This window comes from Streptomyces sp. Rer75, assembly GCF_013414305.1.
Lineage (GTDB): Bacteria > Actinomycetota > Actinomycetes > Streptomycetales > Streptomycetaceae > Streptomyces > Streptomyces himastatinicus.
Genome location: NZ_CP058693.1, coordinates 7,961,353 through 7,976,948 on the forward strand (window position 1 = coordinate 7,961,353; position 15,596 = coordinate 7,976,948).

The window sequence follows — 15,596 nt, forward strand, 5'->3', positions numbered from 1 at the left end:
ACCCATGCACGTGTCACTGGCACAGCCGGGCTTCGTGATCAGCATGTCCACCCGGTTCCAGCTGAAACGTGCAGTGTGCGACGTCGAAATGCTCCCCCAGACACCCCTGGAGATCGTGCAGCAGCCGCTCATGACTCACCGCGTCGAGCACCGGCCGTCCGACCACCACATGCGCGGAGAGGACCGGCATCCCGGAGGTGATCGTCCACACATGAAGGTCGTGCAGCCCCTCCACGCCGGGCAGGGCGAGGATGTGGGCGCGCACCGCGGCCATGTCGACGTCCCGCGGTGCCGCCTCCAGGAGGACGTTCAGCGTCTCCCGGAGCAGGGCGTACGTACGCGGCACGATCATGAGCGCGATCCCGAGCGAGGCGATCGGATCGGCCGCCTGCCACCCCGTGGCCAGGATGATCCCGGCCGACACCAGCACCGCGACCGACCCCAGGGCGTCCGCCAGCACCTCCAGGAACGCACCCCGCACGTTCAGGCTCTCCCGCTGCCCGCCGCGCAGCAGGGCCAGCGACACCAGGTTCGCGGCCAGGCCGGCCGCGCCGAAGACGATCACCAGGCCGCCCCGGGTGTCGGCGGGTTCGAGGAAGCGCAGCACCGCCTCGTAGAGGATGTAGCCGCCGACCCCGAACAGCAGCAGACAGTTCCCCAGTGCCGCCAGGATCTCGGCGCGCGCGTATCCATACGTACGCCGCGGGCTGGGCGGGCGCCCCGCGAAGTGGATCGCCAGCAGCGACATGGCCAGCCCGAGCGCGTCGGTCGCCATGTGCCCGGCGTCCGCGAGCAGCGCGAGCGAATCGGCGAGCAGCCCGCCGACGATCTCCACGACCATCACGCTGACGGTGATGACGAGCGCGACCCGCAGCCGCCACCGATGCCCGGTGCCCGCGGTGCGGTGGTCATGACCTGCGCCCATGTCGGTACGGCCCTCCTGCCCGGGACGGCCCCCGTCCCCAGTGAACTACGCCGGGGCCGCGCCCCGGGCAGGCATACCGCCGTCCGGTCGAGCCGTGCTGGGGCCCGGGGTCAGCGCACCTCGGGGTGGCGGAGGCGCCAGCCCTCCCAGGCCGACTCCACCATCGCGCGCACGTCGTGCCGGGCGCTCCAGCCGAGCTCCTTGGCGATCAGGTCGGTCGATCCGACGACCCGGGCCGGGTCGCCCGGGCGGCGGGGCTCGACCACGGGGGCGGGCTCGCGGCGGCCGGTGACCTCGGCGATCAGGTCGGCCATCTCGCGCACCGAGACGCCCTGACCGGTGCCGATGTTCACCGTCAGGTCGCCCGCGCCCGGCTGCGCGGCCAGTCGGCGGGCCACGGCGAGGTGGGCGGAGGCCAGGTCCTCGACGTGGATGTAGTCACGGATGCAGGTGCCGTCCGGGGTGGGATAGTCGTCACCGAAGATCCTCGGGGCCTCCCCCCGTGTGATCCGCTCGAACATCATCGGGATGATGTTGAACACCCCGGTGTCGGACAGCTCGGGCCGCGTGGCACCCGCCACATTGAAGTAGCGCAGACAGGCCGTCGAGATCGAATGCGCCGCCCCCACGGCCCTGACCAGCCATTCTCCGGCGAGCTTGGTCTCTCCGTACGGGTTCATCGGGACGCACGGGGTGTCCTCGGTGACCAGTTCCACATCCGGCATGCCGTAGACGGCGGCGGAGGAGGAGAAGAGGAAGCTGCCGATCCCGGCGGCGGCCACGGCCTCCAGCAGCACCGTGAGGCCGTGCACATTCTCACGGTAGTAGCGCAGCGGCTGCTCGACCGACTCCCCGACCTGCTTCTTCGCCGCCAGATGCACCACGCCGGTGATGTTCAGCTCGGCGAACGTACGGTCCAGCAGCTCACGGTCCAGCGTGGAGCCGCGTACGAGCGGAACGTCCTCGGGCAGCCGCTCGGGGATTCCGCTGGAGATGTCGTCGAGGACGGCCACCCGCTCGCCGGCCTGGGCCATGGCCCGCACGACATGCGACCCGATATATCCGGCACCACCTGTGATCAGCCACGTCATGACGGCACCCTATCCACAGGTCAGGGCGGCGCCCGTTTGTCGAGGGGACACGCCATCCACCATGATGATCGACGGCGCGCGGAAGCGGTCGTTCCCCCGATCGTGTGGTGAATGTGCGGTGAACGGTCGCTGCATTCGATCCGATAGCCTCTGCCGACATGCCGCCCGCCCCACCCGGGACCGGGATGCGCGATACCCCCTGTTTCGAGGGCTGGGCCCGTGCCAGAGCGGCGCGGCCACCATGTCAGCTGCCAAGGAGTGAGTTCGTCTGTCGACCGCGATTCTCACCGGTGCCCCTGTCGCCGGCTCGTCTCTCCAGGACGACCTGCGGTCGCTGGGCTTCGACGTGCGCACGGCGATCGACGCGGCCGGGGTGGCGACGGAGCTGGCCGCCGTCCCGCCGCGTGAGCGGGTGGCCCTCGTCGACCACCGTTTCGTCGGCCACGGCCACGCCCTCCGGCTGGCGCTGACCGACCCCCGCTTCCCCGCCGCCGCCGTGTCCGGCGCGCTGACGGCGCAGCCGGAGGCGCGGGCCGCGCTGGCCCGCGCGGTCACGGCCGCCGCGGCGGCCCCCGGCACCGCCGGGCAGGCCGAGCGCGCGCCGTCGCCCGCGGGCGCCGCGGCCACGGCCGCCGGGCCGGGCGCCGGGCAGCTGGCCACGGTCGGCGACGCCGAGGAAACGGCGGAGGCCGGTACGCCCTCCCTCGTGGACGACATCGCGGCCGCCCTCGACGCCGAAGGCGCCACCCCCCACCGGCCCGAGCTGGGCGTGCTGGTCGCCACCGTGCCCGCGGACGAGGAGCGGCGGGCGGCGGCGCTGGCGCGGACCGCCGCGGTGGACGAGGAGAAGGTGCGGCTGCGCACCGCCGTGAAGGCGCGGGACGGCTTCTTCACGACCTTCTGCATCAGCCCCTACTCCCGCTACATCGCCCGCTGGTGCGCCCGCCGCGGGCTGACGCCCAATCAGGTCACCACCGCCTCCCTCCTCACCGCCCTCATCGCCGCAGGCTGCGCCGCGACCGGCACCCGGCCCGGGTTCGTCGCGGCCGGGGTGCTGCTGATCGCCTCGTTCGTCCTCGACTGCACCGACGGCCAGCTGGCCCGCTACTCGCTCCAGTACTCCACCCTCGGCGCCTGGCTGGACGCGACGTTCGACCGGGCCAAGGAGTACGCGTACTACGCGGGCCTCGCCCTCGGCGCGGCCAACGCCGACGGCGATGACGTATGGGCGCTCGCGCTGGGCGCGATGGTGCTCCAGACCTGCCGCCACGTCGTGGACTTCTCCTTCAACGAGGCCAATCACGACGCCACCGGCAACACCAGCCCCACCGCCGCCCTCTCCGACCGCCTCAACAGCGTCGGCTGGACGGTCTGGGTGCGGCGCATGATCGTGCTGCCGATCGGCGAGCGCTGGGCGATGATCGCCGTGCTGACCGCGCTCACCACGCCCCGCATCACCTTCTACGTCCTGCTCATCGGCTGTGCGCTGGCCGCCTGCTACACCACCGCCGGGCGCGTGCTGCGCTCGCTCACCCGCAAGGCGCGGCGCACCGACCGGGCCGCGCAGGCCCTCGCCGACCTCGCGGACTCGGGCCCGCTCGCGGAGCTGGTCGCCAAGGCGGCCGCCCGTAAGCCGGGGGCGTACCTGGCCCCGGTCGTGGCCGCCCTCGGCGCCGCGCTCCTCGTCGCCGGAGCCGCCGCGCTGCCCGCCGGGTCCTGGCTCGCCGTCGCGGGCGCCGCGCTCTACGCCGTCCTCGCGGGCTGCGCCGTCGCCGCACCGCTGAAGGGCCCGCTCGACTGGCTGGTGCCGCCCCTCTTCCGGGCCGCCGAGTACGGGACCGTCCTCATCCTCGCGGCACGTTCGCAGGTGAACGGAGCATTGCCCGCTGCTTTCGGGCTGGTGGCGGCCGTCGCCTACCATCACTACGACACGGTGTACCGCATCCGCGGCGGCACCGGGGCGCCCCCGCACGGGCTGGTGCGGGCGATCGGCGGGCACGAGGGGCGGATCCTGGTGGTCACGGCCATCGCCGCGCTGCTGCACGGCCAGAGCCAGGGCGGCCCGAACCAAGGTTTCACCATCGTGCTGACCGCGCTCGCCGTGGTCATCGCGCTGACGGTGCTCATCGAGAGCATCCGCTTCTGGGTGTCCTCCGGAGCACCCGCTGTCCACGACGAAACAGGAGAACCCGCATGATCGGCCTCGTGCTGGCGGCCGGCGCCGGACGGCGTCTGCGCCCCTACACCGACACCCTCCCCAAGGCCCTGGTGCCGGTCGACGGTGAGACCACCGTCCTCGACCTGACCCTCGGCAACTTCGCGGAGGTCGGCCTGACCGAGGTCGCGATCGTGGTCGGCTACCGCAAGGAAGCGGTGTACGAGCGCAAGGAGGCCCTGGAGCAGAAGTACGGCCTCAAGCTCACCCTGATTGACAACGACAAGGCCGAGGAGTGGAACAACGCCTACTCCCTGTGGTGCGCCCGTGACGCGATCAAGCACACCGTGATCCTCGCCAACGGCGACACCGTGCACCCGGTCTCCGTCGAGAAGACCCTGCTCGCCGCGCAGGGCAACGGCCAGAAGATCATCCTCGCGCTCGACACGGTGAAGCAGCTCGCCGACGAGGAGATGAAGGTCGTCGCGGACCCGGCCAAGGGCGTCCAGAAGATCACCAAGCTCATGGACCCGGCCGAGGCCACCGGTGAGTACATCGGCGTCACCCTCATCGAGGGCGAGGCCGCGGCCGACCTCGCCGACGCGCTGAAGGCCACCTTCGAGCGCGACCCCGACCTCTACTACGAGGACGGCTACCAGGAGCTGGTCAACCGCGGCTTCAAGGTCGACGTGGCCCCGATCGGCGACGTCAAGTGGGTCGAGATCGACAACCATGACGACCTGGCGAAGGGCCGTGAGATCGCGTGCCAGTACTGACGAGGCTCATCCCCTCGCCGCTCGTCGTCGACATCCGCGCGGGCGCCCTGGACGACCTGGCGGACGTCCTGGCCGACCAGCGGATCTCGTCCTCCGGCAAGCTCGCCGTCGCGATCAGCGGCGGCTCCGGGGCCCTGCTGCGCGAGCGGCTGGCCCCGGCGCTGCCCGGCGCGAGCTGGTACGAGGTGGGCGGCGGCACCCTCGATGACGCGATCAAGCTCGCCGACCGGATGAAGTCCGGGCACTACGACGCGGTCGTGGGACTCGGCGGTGGCAAGATCATCGACTGTGCGAAGTTCGCCGCGGCGCGCATCGGCCTCCCGCTGGTCGCCGTCGCCACGAACCTCTCGCACGACGGTCTGTGCTCACCGGTCGCGACCCTCGACAACGACGCGGGCCGCGGCTCGTACGGGGTGCCGAACCCGATCGCCGTGGTCATCGACCTCGATGTGATCCGCGAGGCCCCGGTCCGGTTCGTCCGCTCCGGCATCGGCGACGCGCTCTCCAACATCTCCGCGGTCGCGGACTGGGAGCTGTCCGCCCGCGAGACGGGCGAGCAGATCGACGGGCTCGCGGCCGCCATGGCGCGCCAGGCGGGCGAGGCCGTGCTGCGCCACCCGGGCGGCGTCGGCGACGACGGCTTCCTCCAGGTGCTGGCCGAGGGCCTGGTCCTCACGGGCATCTCGATGTCGGTCGCGGGCGACTCCCGTCCGGCGTCCGGTGCCTGCCACGAGATCAACCACGCCTTCGACCTCATGTTCCCCAAGCGCGCGGCGAGCCACGGCGAGCAGTGCGGTCTCGGCGGGGCGTTCGCGATGTACCTGCGCGGGGAGCACGAGCAGTCGGCGTTCATGGCCGAAGTGCTGCACCGGCACGGTCTTCCGGTGCTGCCCGAGGAGATCGGCTTCACCGTGGACGAGTTCGTCCAGGTCGTGGAGTACGCGCCGAAGACCCGCCCCGGGCGCTACACGATCCTCGAGCACCTCGACCTCTCATCCGACGCGATCAGGGACGCATACGCCGACTATGCCAAAGCAGTCAGTCAAGCCATCAGTGGCTGAACTCCGCCCGGTCGTTCACCCCGCGGGGGTGAAGGACCGGCGGAGCGGTGAGCACTGGGCCGGGCGCCTGTACATGCGGGAGATCTCGCTGCGCTGCGACCGGCACCTGGTGAACACCCGGGTCACGCCCAATCAGCTGACGTATCTGATGACCGTCTTCGGCGTCCTCGCCGCCCCGGCCCTGCTGGTGCCGGGGATCGCGGGCGCCGTGCTCGGGGTGCTGATGGTCCAGCTCTACCTGCTGCTGGACTGCGTCGACGGTGAGATAGCCCGCTGGAAGAAGCAGTTCTCGCTGAGCGGTGTGTATCTGGACCGTGTCGGCGCGTACCTGTGCGACGCCGCGGTGCTCGTCGGCTTCGGTCTGCGCGCCGCCGACCTGTGGGGCTCCGGGCGGATCGACTGGCTGTGGGCGTTCCTCGGCACCCTCGCCGCGCTCGGTGCCGTCCTGATCAAGGCCGAGACCGACCTCGTCGGGGTCGCCCGGCACCAGGGCGGTCTTCCCCCGGTCAAGGAGGCGGCCTCCGAGCCGCGCTCCTCCGGTATGGCGCTGGCCCGCAGGGCGGCCGCTGCGCTCCAGTTCCACCGGCTGATCCTCGGGATCGAGGCGTCGCTGCTCGTCCTGGCGCTGGCGGTCGTGGACCAGGTGCGCGGTGACCTGTTCTTCACCCGGCTGGGCGTTGCCGTACTGGCCGGTATCGCCCTGCTGCAAACCCTGCTTCACCTGGTGTCCATCCTCGTGTCGAGCAGGCTCAAGTGACGGGCGGCACGATGAAGGTCGGAGCGGTTGTCCTCACGATGGGCAACCGCCCCGAGGAGCTGCGCGCACTGCTCGACTCGGTCGCCAAGCAGGACGGCGACCCGATCGAGGTGGTCGTCGTCGGCAACGGCTCGCCGCTTCCGGCGCTGCCCGAGGCCGTACGGACCATCGAGCTGCCCGAGAACGTGGGCATCCCGGCGGGGCGCAACGTCGGCATCGAGGCGTTCGGACCGGGCGGCCGCGACGTCGACGTCCTGCTGTTCCTGGACGACGACGGGCTGCTGCCGGGCACCGACACGGCCGAGCTGTGCCGGGAGGCGTTCGCCGCCGACCCGCAGCTGGGCATCATCTCGTTCCGCATCGCCGACCCCGATACGGGCGTCACCCAGCGCCGCCATGTGCCCCGGCTGCGCGCCGCCGACCCGCTGCGGTCCTCGCGGGTCACCACCTTCCTCGGTGGTGCCAACGCGGTCCGTACCGAGGTCTTCGAGCAGGTCGGAGGGTTGCCGGACGACTTCTTCTACGCCCATGAGGAGACCGACCTGGCCTGGCGGGCGCTGGACGCCGGGTGGATGATCGACTACCGGTCGGACATGGTGCTGCACCATCCGACCACCGCGCCCAGCAGGCACGCGGTCTACCACCGCATGGTCGCGCGCAACCGGGTCTGGCTGGCCCGGCGAAACCTTCCGGCCCTGCTCGTACCCGTGTATCTGGGCGTCTGGCTGCTGCTCACACTGGCCAGGCGTCCCTCCAGGACCGCGCTTCGTGCCTGGTTGGGAGGGTTCCGCGAAGGCTGGAAGACCCCTTGTGGTCCACGGCGGCCCATGAAGTGGCGTACGGTATGGCGCCTGACCCGACTGGGCCGGCCTCCTGTCATCTGACAAGCTCGTATCAGATTACGCATCGAGCGCGACCGGGGCGCGGCCCCGCTCAGCGCACCCTGAAGACGAAAGTGTCAACTGTGAGCGAGACTACGCACGACAGTGCGGTCGCCGTGAGTGCCCCGCCCTCACCTGACGACGGCCTGTCCCCGGCCGAGCTGGCGAAGAAGTACGGGCTGTCGGTGAGCGGCGCCCGGGTGGGCCTCGGCGCGTACATCAGCCAGATGTGGGGCCGCCGCCACTTCATCCTGGCCTTTTCGCAGGCCAAGCTCACTGCGCAGTACAGCCAGGCCAAGCTGGGTCAGCTGTGGCAGGTGGTGACGCCGCTGCTGAACGCGGCGGTGTACTTCTTCATCTTCGGCCTCCTGCTGGGCGGCAGGGGCGGGATGGAGAACGAGCAGTACATCCCGTTCCTGGTGACGGGTGTGTTCGTCTTCACCTTCACCCAGAACTCCGCCATGGCCGGGGTGCGAGCGATCTCCGGGAACCTGGGGCTGGTGCGGGCGCTGCACTTCCCGCGGGCCTCGCTCCCGATCTCCTTCTCGCTCCAGCAGCTCCAGCAGCTGCTGTTCTCGATGATCGTGCTGGTCGTCGTCCTGCTGGGCTTCGGGCACTTCCCGGGCTTCGCGTGGCTCCTGGTCGTCCCGTGCCTGGCGCTCCAGTTCGTCTTCAACACCGGTCTGGCCCTGATCATGGCCCGGATGGGCGCCAAGACCCCGGACCTGGCGCAGCTGCTGCCGTTCATCCTGCGCACGTGGATGTACGCCTCCGGCGTGATGTACCCGCTGGAGCACATGCTCCAGAAGGCGGGGGCGCACTCCTGGGTGTCCGACGTCCTGCTGGCGAACCCGGCGGCGGTCTACATGGATCTGATGCGGTTCGCGCTGATCGACGGCTTGCCCGAGGCCCTGCCGACGCACGTCTGGGCGCTGGCTCTGGGCTGGGCGGTACTGGTCGGCGTCGGCGGCTTCGTGTACTTCTGGAAGGCAGAGGAGCAGTACGGCCGTGGCTGAACAGACACTCGAAACCGTCGAATCGGCCGCGCCCGCCGAGGCGCGTGTGCCCACCGTCGTCGCCGACGACGTCCACATCGTCTACCGCGTCAACGGCGGGCCCCGCGGCAAGGGCAGCGCCACCGCCGCCCTCAGCCGGATGCTCCGCCGGAAGAACGCCCCCGGCATGCGCGAGGTGCACGCCGTGCGCGGCGTCACCTTCGTGGCCTACCGCGGTGAGTCGATCGGCCTGATCGGCTCCAACGGCTCCGGCAAGTCGACCCTCCTGAAGGCCGTGGCGGGCCTCCTGCCCACCGAGCGCGGCAGCGTCTACACCGACGGCCAGCCGTCGCTGCTGGGCGTCAACGCGGCCCTGATGAACGACCTCACCGGTGAGCGGAACGTCATACTGGGCGGTCTGGCCATGGGGATGTCGCGCGAGCAGATCCGCGAGCGATATGCGGACATCGTGGACTTCTCGGGCATCAACGAGAAGGGTGACTTCATCACCCTCCCGATGCGCACCTACTCCTCCGGCATGGCGGCCCGCCTCCGCTTCTCCATCGCGGCGGCCAAGGACCACGACGTCCTGATGATCGACGAGGCCCTGGCCACCGGTGACCGGAAGTTCCAGAAGCGCTCCGAGGCCCGCATCCGCGAGCTGCGCAAGGACGCCGGAACGGTCTTCCTCGTCAGCCACAACAACAAGTCCATCCGGGACACCTGTGACCGGGTGCTGTGGCTGGAGAAGGGCGAGCTGCTGATGGACGGCCCGACGGACGAGGTCATCAAGGCCTACGAGAAGGAGACCGGCAAGTAGCCGAAACCCGCCGGGGGTCGGGGCCGCGAGGCGGCCCCGGCCCCTCGTCGTGCCCCGACCTGTGGAAAAGCTCACGCACTGTCACCCCGCCCCACTAAGGTGGTGGTCAGAAATTCATCGGGCTTACGGGGGGTGACACATGCGACCGCTGCCGGGGATTGACCACCGCGGGCGAAGCGGAAGCTGTATTCCGCATCGGGGGAGGGATGTGGTGAACACACGTCCACCAAGGGGAATTTCGCCCCTCTGCCGGGGCGCGGGCGGGCCGTCCGGGGCGTCCCGGGACACCGCGGCAGGCCGCCGACCGGCCGTCCCTCGGTTCCGGCCGCGGTCGCGCGGTCTCCCCGTGGGCCGTTCGCGGACCGTGAGTGACGCAGAGGTACCGCCGCTGCCGCTGTTCACTAAACGGAGGCGCTGTATCGTGTGCGTGTACGCCGGGTTGCCGAGCGGCGGGGTATGAGGGAGGGGGACGCGTGTCGCCAGGGGAAGCGCACGTCGCACCGTACTCACGGCGCGAGCGGTTGCGCATTGCGACCATCCGCGAGATCAAGGACGTCGCCCGGACGCTCCTGGTTCAGGAGGGCCCGGAAAATGTGACCATCCGGGCCATCGCGCGTGAGATGGGCATGACCGCGCCGGCCGTCTATCGCTACTTCAGCAGCCGGGACGCACTGATCCTTCAGTTGCGGGTGGACATCTTCGCGGAAATGGCCCGCTACATGCGCGGGGTCATCGGGCAGCTCCCCGAGGGCGAGCCCGGTCGCAGACTGATCGGCGGCGCCCGGGCGCTGCGCGTCTGGGCCATCAAGCACCCGCATGAGTTCGGGCTCATCCTCGGACCCTGGGCCCCGGGCCTCGGGCGCGAGGAGACCAAGCCGGAGCGCACCATGGGCTGGGTCTTCGGGTCCGTCTTCTCCGACCTGGTCTCCGACCTGTGGCGGGTGCGGGGCTTCCCCGCCCCCGAGGAGGGCGAGCTGGAACCGGCGCTCGCCCGCCAGCTCGGGGCGCTCAGCGAGGACCAGGGCGTCGACATGCCGCCCGGTGCCATCGCCGTCATGCTGCGCTGCTGGGCGCGGCTGTACGGGGTGATCTCCATGGAGGCGCTGGGGCACATGTCGTTCGGGCTGTCGGAGGGGAAGTCGTTCTTCGAGTTCGAGCTGCGCGACCTGTGCACCATGCTCGACATCACCGAGTTCTACGACGAGGCCGCCTGACCCCGCCACCGGGCAGGGTCGGGCTGCCGGGCAGGGTGCGGGGCCGCTCCGGGGTGTGGCCCCGTACGCGTGTGCGTCGAGGGGCGTAAGCTGTAGCAATGCCCAACCGGATCACGTCGGACCTGTGCGGCTGTCCCCTGTTCGGGGGTGTGCGGCCGGACGCCGTTGACGTGTCGGCGCGGCGTGTCCGGATCGTGCCGACCCTGGTAACCGGTGTAGAACGGGGGATGTGACGGCATTGGCTCCACGGCCCATCTCCAGTACGCCCACGGGCCCCGGTCACCGGGATCCGCGCGGCGTCGTGGCCCTCGCCCGTACGCCTGGCTGTCCACGGTGACCGCGGAGGACGAGCGCAGCGGGTCCTCCACCATGTCGGGCAGCCTGAGCGGCGGACAGGAAGCCGCGCGTGCCGTGCTCGACAAGGCCGCGCACGAGAACTTCCCCGTGGCCCCCTTCTTCGTCCCCCGCGCCTGGCGCGCCGACCTCATGGCCGTCTACGGCTACGCCCGGCTGGTCGACGACATCGGCGACGGCGATCTGCCGCCCGGCGGCGCCGACGCCGAGCTGCTGGGCCTCGACCGGTCCCTCGCCGACGATCCCGTAGCGATGCTCGACGCCTTCGAGGCCGACCTCGACCGCGTCTTCGACACCGCCTCCGCCGCGCAGCCCCGCCATCCGCTGCTGAGCGCGCTGCGCCCCACCGTCCGCCGCCACGGCCTCACCCCGGCGCCCTTCCGAGGACTGATCGAGGCCAACCGCCAGGACCAGCGGGTGAGGCGGTACGCCTCGTTCCAGGAGCTGCTGGACTACTGCGAGCTGTCCGCCAACCCGGTGGGGCGGCTCGTCCTCGGCATCACCGGCACCGCCACCCCCGAGCGGGTCCGCCGCTCCGACGCGATCTGCACCGCCCTCCAGATCATCGAGCACCTCCAGGACGTCGCCGAGGACCTCCGCAGGGACCGCGTCTACCTCCCGGCGGAGGACATGAAACGCTTCGGGGTGACCGAGGCCGACCTCGCCGCCCCGAAGGGCGGTGCATCGGTGTGTGCCCTGGTCGCGTACGAGGCGGAACGCGCCCGAGACCTGCTGAATGAAGGCGCGCCCCTGGTGGGTAGCGTCCACGGCAGGCTCAAGGTGTTGCTCGCCGGATTCGTGGCCGGGGGGCGGGCCGCCCTGCGGGCGGTCGCGGCCGCGGGACATGACGTACTCCCTGGACCGCCCAGGCCCACCAAGCTCAGCCTGCTGCGCGAGGTGGGGGCGACACTGCGACGAGAGGGGTGAGCCGGACCGTGGACGGATTTCCGCACGCGTCCGCGCCAGTGCTCGCGGCATACCGCTACTGCGAGGCCGTGACCGGGCACCAGGCCCGCAACTTCGCCTACGGCATCAGGCTGCTGCCCACCGAGAAGCGCCACGCGATGTCGGCGCTCTACGCCTTCTCGCGCCGCATCGACGACATCGGCGACGGCGCGCTGGCCGCCGACGCCAAGCGGACCCGGCTCGCCGAGACCCGCGGACTGCTCGACCGGATCCGTGGCGGCGAGATCGAGGAGGACGACACCGACCCGGTGGCCGTCGCGCTCACCCACTCCGCCCGGCTCTTCCCGATCCCGCTCGGCGGGCTCGACGAGCTGATCGACGGCGTGCTGAAGGACGTGGCCGGGGAGACGTACGAGACCTGGGACGACCTCAAGGACTACTGCCGCTGTGTGGCGGGCGCCATCGGGCGGCTCTCCCTCGGCGTGTTCGGCACCGTACCCGGCGCGCGCGATGCCTCTCGCGCCCCCGAATACGCCAATACGCTCGGCCTCGCACTGCAACTGACGAACATCCTGCGCGACGTCCGCGAGGACGCCGCGACCGGACGCACCTATCTGCCCGCCGACGACCTCGCCAAGTTCGGCTGCACCACGGCCTTCCACACCTCGGTCGCCCCGGCCGACGCCGACTTCACCGGGCTGGTGCAGTTCGAGGTCCGGCGCGCCCGGGCGCTCTTCGCCGAGGGATACCGGCTGCTGCCCATGCTGGACCGGCGCAGCGGGGCGTGCGTGGCCGCCATGGCGGGCATCTACCGCAGACTCCTGGAGCGCATCGCCCACGACCCCGCGGCCGTCCTGCGTGGCCGCGTTTCGCTGCCGGGCCACGAGAAGGCGTACGTCGCGGTGCGCGGCCTCGCCGGGCTCGACACCCGCGCCGCCGTCCGCCGCGGAGCTGGGGGGATCCGGTGAGCCACGCAACCTCGCGGCCCGGCGCCGCGTCGTGTTCACCCGAGGGGGTGAACACATGACAGTCCGCAGCGCACACTCCGCCGACCGGCCGCCGGGCCCGGCAGGCCGCCCCGAGGGGGCGGCCGCGCTCGTCATCGGCGGGGGGCTCGCCGGGACCACCGCGGCGCTCGCGCTCGCCGACGCCGGGGTGCGCGTCACGCTGGTCGAGGGGCGCCCCCGGCTCGGCGGGCTCGCCTTCTCGTTCCGCCGCCCCTCACCGGCCGGTGAGCTGACCGTCGACAACGGCCAGCACGTCTACCTGCGTTGCTGCACCGCGTACCAGTGGTTCCTGGACCGGATCGGCGCCGCCCGGCTCGCCCCGCTCCAGGGCCGGCTGGACGTACCCGTCGTGGATGCCGCCGCGCGGCCCGGACGGCGGCTCGGACGGCTGCGCCGCACCGGCCTCCCGGTGCCGCTGCACCTGGCCGCGAGCCTCGCCACCTACCCGCACCTCTCGCTCGCCGAGCGCGCCCTGGTGGGCCGCGCCGCGCTCGCCCTGGGGCGGCTCGACCCGCTGGACCCGGCGCTGGACGCGGAGGACTTCGCGGGCTGGCTGCGCCGCCACGGCCAGTCGCCGCGCGCCGTCGAGGCGCTGTGGGACCTGGTGGGCGTGGCCACCCTCAACGCCACCGCCCGGGACGCCTCGCTGGGCCTGGCCGCGATGGTCTTCAAGACCGGGCTGCTCTCCGAGGCGGGCGCCGCCGACATCGGCTGGGCCCGCACCCCGCTCGGCGAGCTGCACGACACCCTCGCCCGCGCCGCCCTGGACGCGGCGGGCGTACGGATCGAGCTGCGCACCCGGGTGACCGCCGTCACCGCCGACGGGGGCCGCTGGACCGCGCACACCGACCGCGGCCCGCTGCACGAGCCGGTGGACACCGTGGTCCTCGCCGTACCGCAGCGGGACGCGCACGCCCTGCTGCCCGACGGCGCCCTCGACGCCCCGGACCGGCTGCTGCGGATCGGCACCGCGCCCATCCTCAACCTGCACGTCGTCTACGACCGCACCGTGCTGCGCCGCCCGTTCTTCGCCGCGCTCGGCAGCCCCGTCCAGTGGGTCTTCGACCGCACCGACGCCTCGGGGCTGCGGGACGCGCCGGGCGCCGGGGACAGCCAGTATCTGGCGGTGTCGCAGTCCGCCGCCGGGGACGACATCGACCGTCCGGTCGCCGAGCTGCGCGCCCGCTATCTGCCGGAGCTGGAGCGACTGCTCCCGGCCGCCCGCGGCGCACAGGTACGGGACTTCTTCGTCACCCGGGAGCGCACCGCGACGTTCGCCCCGGTCCCCGGCGTCGGCCGGCTGCGGCCGAACGCCCCCACCAACGCGCCCGGCCTCTATCTGGCCGGTGCGTGGACCGCCACCGGCTGGCCCGCGACCATGGAAGGCGCCGTGCGCAGCGGGCTCACCGCGGCCCGTGCCGCCCTCTCAGAAACCGGCCGCTCGCATGTGATTCCGCTTCCCGCCGTCGGCGGGGGGACGCCCAAGGAGGCGGCATGAGCACCACCACAGAAACCAGAGGAGAGACCGTGACCCCGGCGACCCCAGCTGTCGACTACGCAGGCGTCATCGCGCTGCTGGAGCGCGGCCGAACGCTTGCCACGCCGGTGCTGCGCGCGGCGGTGGACCGGCTGGCCCCGCCCATGGACACCGTCGCCGCCTACCACTTCGGCTGGATCGACGCCGATGGCCGGCCCGCCGCGGGCGACGGCGGCAAGGCGGTGCGCCCGGCGCTCGCGCTGCTGTCCGCGCAGGCGGCCGGTGCGGACCCGGAGGTCGGGGTGCCCGGCGCGGTCGCGGTCGAGCTGGTGCACAACTTCTCGCTGCTGCACGACGACCTGATGGACGGTGACGAGCAGCGCCGGCACCGCGACACGGTGTGGAAGGTGCACGGACCGGCCCAGGCCATCCTGGTCGGGGACGCGCTCTTCGCCCTCGCCGGGGAAATACTGCTGGAGCTGGGCACCGTGGAGGCGGGCCGGGCCACCCGACGGCTCACCTCCGCGACCCGCAAGCTGATCGACGGCCAGGCGCAGGACATCTCCTACGAGCACCGGGAGCGGGTCACCGTCGAGGAGTGCCTGGAGATGGAGGGCAACAAGACGGGCGCCCTGCTCGCCTGCGCCGCCTCCATCGGTGCCGTGCTCGGCGGCGCCGACGACCGCACCGCCGACACCCTGGAGCGGTACGGCTACCACCTGGGGCTCGCCTTCCAGGCCGTGGACGACGTGCTCGGCATCTGGGGCGACCCGGTCTCGACCGGCAAGCAGACCTGGAGCGACCTGCGGCAGCGCAAGAAGTCGCTGCCGGTGGTCGCCGCCCTGGCCGCCGGGGGCCGGGCCTCCGAGGACCTGGCCCAGATCCTTGCGGCCGACGCGAACAAGCCGGAGGACGAGTTCGCCGACTTCAGCGAGGAGGAGTTCGCCACCCGCGCCGCGCTGATCGAGGAGGCGGGCGGCCGGGACTGGACCTCGGCGGAGGCCCGGCGGCAGTACGCGACGGCCATCGAGGCCCTCGACGAGGTGGACATGCCCGGCGAGGTACGAGATCAGTTCGTGGCGCTCGCGGACTTCGTCGTCGTCCGGGAGCGATGATCAATCACTGACCGCGCCTAGGCCCGTAGGAGTAGGACCAGGCTCGCAGTCGCCGGCCGGCA

14 protein-coding genes are annotated in these 15,596 nt (G+C 71.9%); 12 read left to right on the forward strand and 2 right to left on the reverse strand.

The window, feature by feature from the left end; all coding sequences use genetic code 11:
* Positions 1–13: 13 nt before the first annotated feature.
* Entirely contained in the window at positions 14–925 is a 912-nt protein-coding gene (locus tag HYQ63_RS34220) for a cation diffusion facilitator family transporter (protein WP_179937636.1), read from the reverse strand.
* Positions 926–1,035: 110 nt separating this feature from the next.
* A complete protein-coding gene (gene galE, locus HYQ63_RS34225; protein WP_179937637.1) occupies positions 1,036–2,016 on the reverse strand; it encodes a UDP-glucose 4-epimerase GalE in 981 nt (326 codons plus the stop codon).
* Between the two features lie 268 nt (positions 2,017–2,284).
* On the opposite strand from galE, the gene HYQ63_RS34230 reads away from it, so the two are divergent.
* The 12 genes from HYQ63_RS34230 to HYQ63_RS34285 all read left to right on the forward strand — a co-directional run bounded on the left by HYQ63_RS34230 (position 2,285) and on the right by HYQ63_RS34285 (position 15,534).
* A complete protein-coding gene (locus HYQ63_RS34230) occupies positions 2,285–4,213 on the forward strand; it encodes a DUF5941 domain-containing protein (RefSeq protein ID WP_179940798.1) in 1,929 nt (642 codons plus the stop codon).
* Positions 4,210–4,947 (forward strand): sugar phosphate nucleotidyltransferase, encoded by a 738-nt coding sequence (locus HYQ63_RS34235; protein ID WP_179937638.1) that lies wholly within the window; start codon positions 4,210–4,212, stop codon positions 4,945–4,947. The genes HYQ63_RS34230 and HYQ63_RS34235 overlap by 4 nt, the downstream gene beginning before the upstream one ends.
* Positions 4,935–6,008, forward strand: a complete 1,074-nt coding sequence (locus HYQ63_RS34240) for an iron-containing alcohol dehydrogenase family protein (RefSeq protein WP_179937639.1) — start codon at positions 4,935–4,937, stop codon at positions 6,006–6,008. The genes HYQ63_RS34235 and HYQ63_RS34240 overlap by 13 nt, the downstream gene beginning before the upstream one ends.
* Positions 5,974–6,765 (forward strand): CDP-alcohol phosphatidyltransferase family protein, encoded by a 792-nt coding sequence (locus tag HYQ63_RS34245; protein WP_179937640.1) that lies wholly within the window; start codon positions 5,974–5,976, stop codon positions 6,763–6,765. Before HYQ63_RS34240 ends, HYQ63_RS34245 begins: the two co-directional genes overlap by 35 nt.
* Positions 6,766–6,776: 11 nt before the next feature.
* Positions 6,777–7,649 (forward strand): glycosyltransferase family 2 protein, encoded by an 873-nt coding sequence (locus HYQ63_RS34250; protein ID WP_179940800.1) that lies wholly within the window; start codon positions 6,777–6,779, stop codon positions 7,647–7,649.
* Between the two features lie 80 nt (positions 7,650–7,729).
* Positions 7,730–8,662 carry an ABC transporter permease gene (locus HYQ63_RS34255; RefSeq protein ID WP_179937641.1) on the forward strand — a complete coding sequence of 311 codons (933 nt, stop codon included), beginning with the start codon at positions 7,730–7,732 and terminating at the stop codon, positions 8,660–8,662.
* Positions 8,655–9,461: an ABC transporter ATP-binding protein gene (locus HYQ63_RS34260; protein ID WP_179937642.1), complete on the forward strand. Its 807-nt coding sequence runs from the start codon at positions 8,655–8,657 to the stop codon at positions 9,459–9,461. The genes HYQ63_RS34255 and HYQ63_RS34260 overlap by 8 nt, the downstream gene beginning before the upstream one ends.
* Positions 9,462–9,934: 473 nt before the next feature.
* Entirely contained in the window at positions 9,935–10,675 is a 741-nt protein-coding gene (locus HYQ63_RS34265; protein WP_039936968.1) for a TetR/AcrR family transcriptional regulator, read from the forward strand.
* Positions 10,676–11,086: 411 nt separating this feature from the next.
* Positions 11,087–11,956, forward strand: coding sequence for a squalene synthase HpnC (hpnC, locus tag HYQ63_RS34270; RefSeq protein WP_179940802.1), 870 nt, complete (start codon positions 11,087–11,089; stop codon positions 11,954–11,956).
* Positions 11,953–12,903, forward strand: a complete 951-nt coding sequence (gene hpnD, locus HYQ63_RS34275; RefSeq protein ID WP_179937643.1) for a presqualene diphosphate synthase HpnD — start codon at positions 11,953–11,955, stop codon at positions 12,901–12,903. The genes hpnC and hpnD overlap by 4 nt, the downstream gene beginning before the upstream one ends.
* Before the next feature lie 55 nt (positions 12,904–12,958).
* A complete protein-coding gene (hpnE, locus tag HYQ63_RS34280; protein ID WP_179937644.1) occupies positions 12,959–14,440 on the forward strand; it encodes a hydroxysqualene dehydroxylase HpnE in 1,482 nt (493 codons plus the stop codon).
* Positions 14,437–15,534 carry a polyprenyl synthetase family protein gene (locus HYQ63_RS34285; RefSeq protein WP_179937645.1) on the forward strand — a complete coding sequence of 366 codons (1,098 nt, stop codon included), beginning with the start codon at positions 14,437–14,439 and terminating at the stop codon, positions 15,532–15,534. The genes hpnE and HYQ63_RS34285 overlap by 4 nt, the downstream gene beginning before the upstream one ends.
* The last annotated feature ends 62 nt before the right edge of the window (positions 15,535–15,596 follow it).

Bases quoted from the DNA above. Each gene is read 5' to 3' on its own strand.
- HYQ63_RS34220 (WP_179937636.1), bottom strand. From the start codon at position 925: ATGGGCGCAGGTCATGACCACCGCACCGCGGGCACCGGGCATCGGTGG.
- galE (WP_179937637.1), bottom strand. From the start codon at position 2,016: ATGACGTGGCTGATCACAGGTGGTGCCGGATATATCGGGTCGCATGTC.
- HYQ63_RS34235 (WP_179937638.1), top strand. From the start codon at position 4,210: ATGATCGGCCTCGTGCTGGCGGCCGGCGCCGGACGGCGTCTGCGCCCC.
- HYQ63_RS34245 (WP_179937640.1), top strand. From the start codon at position 5,974: ATGCCAAAGCAGTCAGTCAAGCCATCAGTGGCTGAACTCCGCCCGGTC.
- HYQ63_RS34250 (WP_179940800.1), top strand. From the start codon at position 6,777: ATGAAGGTCGGAGCGGTTGTCCTCACGATGGGCAACCGCCCCGAGGAG.
- hpnE (WP_179937644.1), top strand. From the start codon at position 12,959: ATGACAGTCCGCAGCGCACACTCCGCCGACCGGCCGCCGGGCCCGGCA.
- HYQ63_RS34285 (WP_179937645.1), top strand. From the start codon at position 14,437: ATGAGCACCACCACAGAAACCAGAGGAGAGACCGTGACCCCGGCGACC.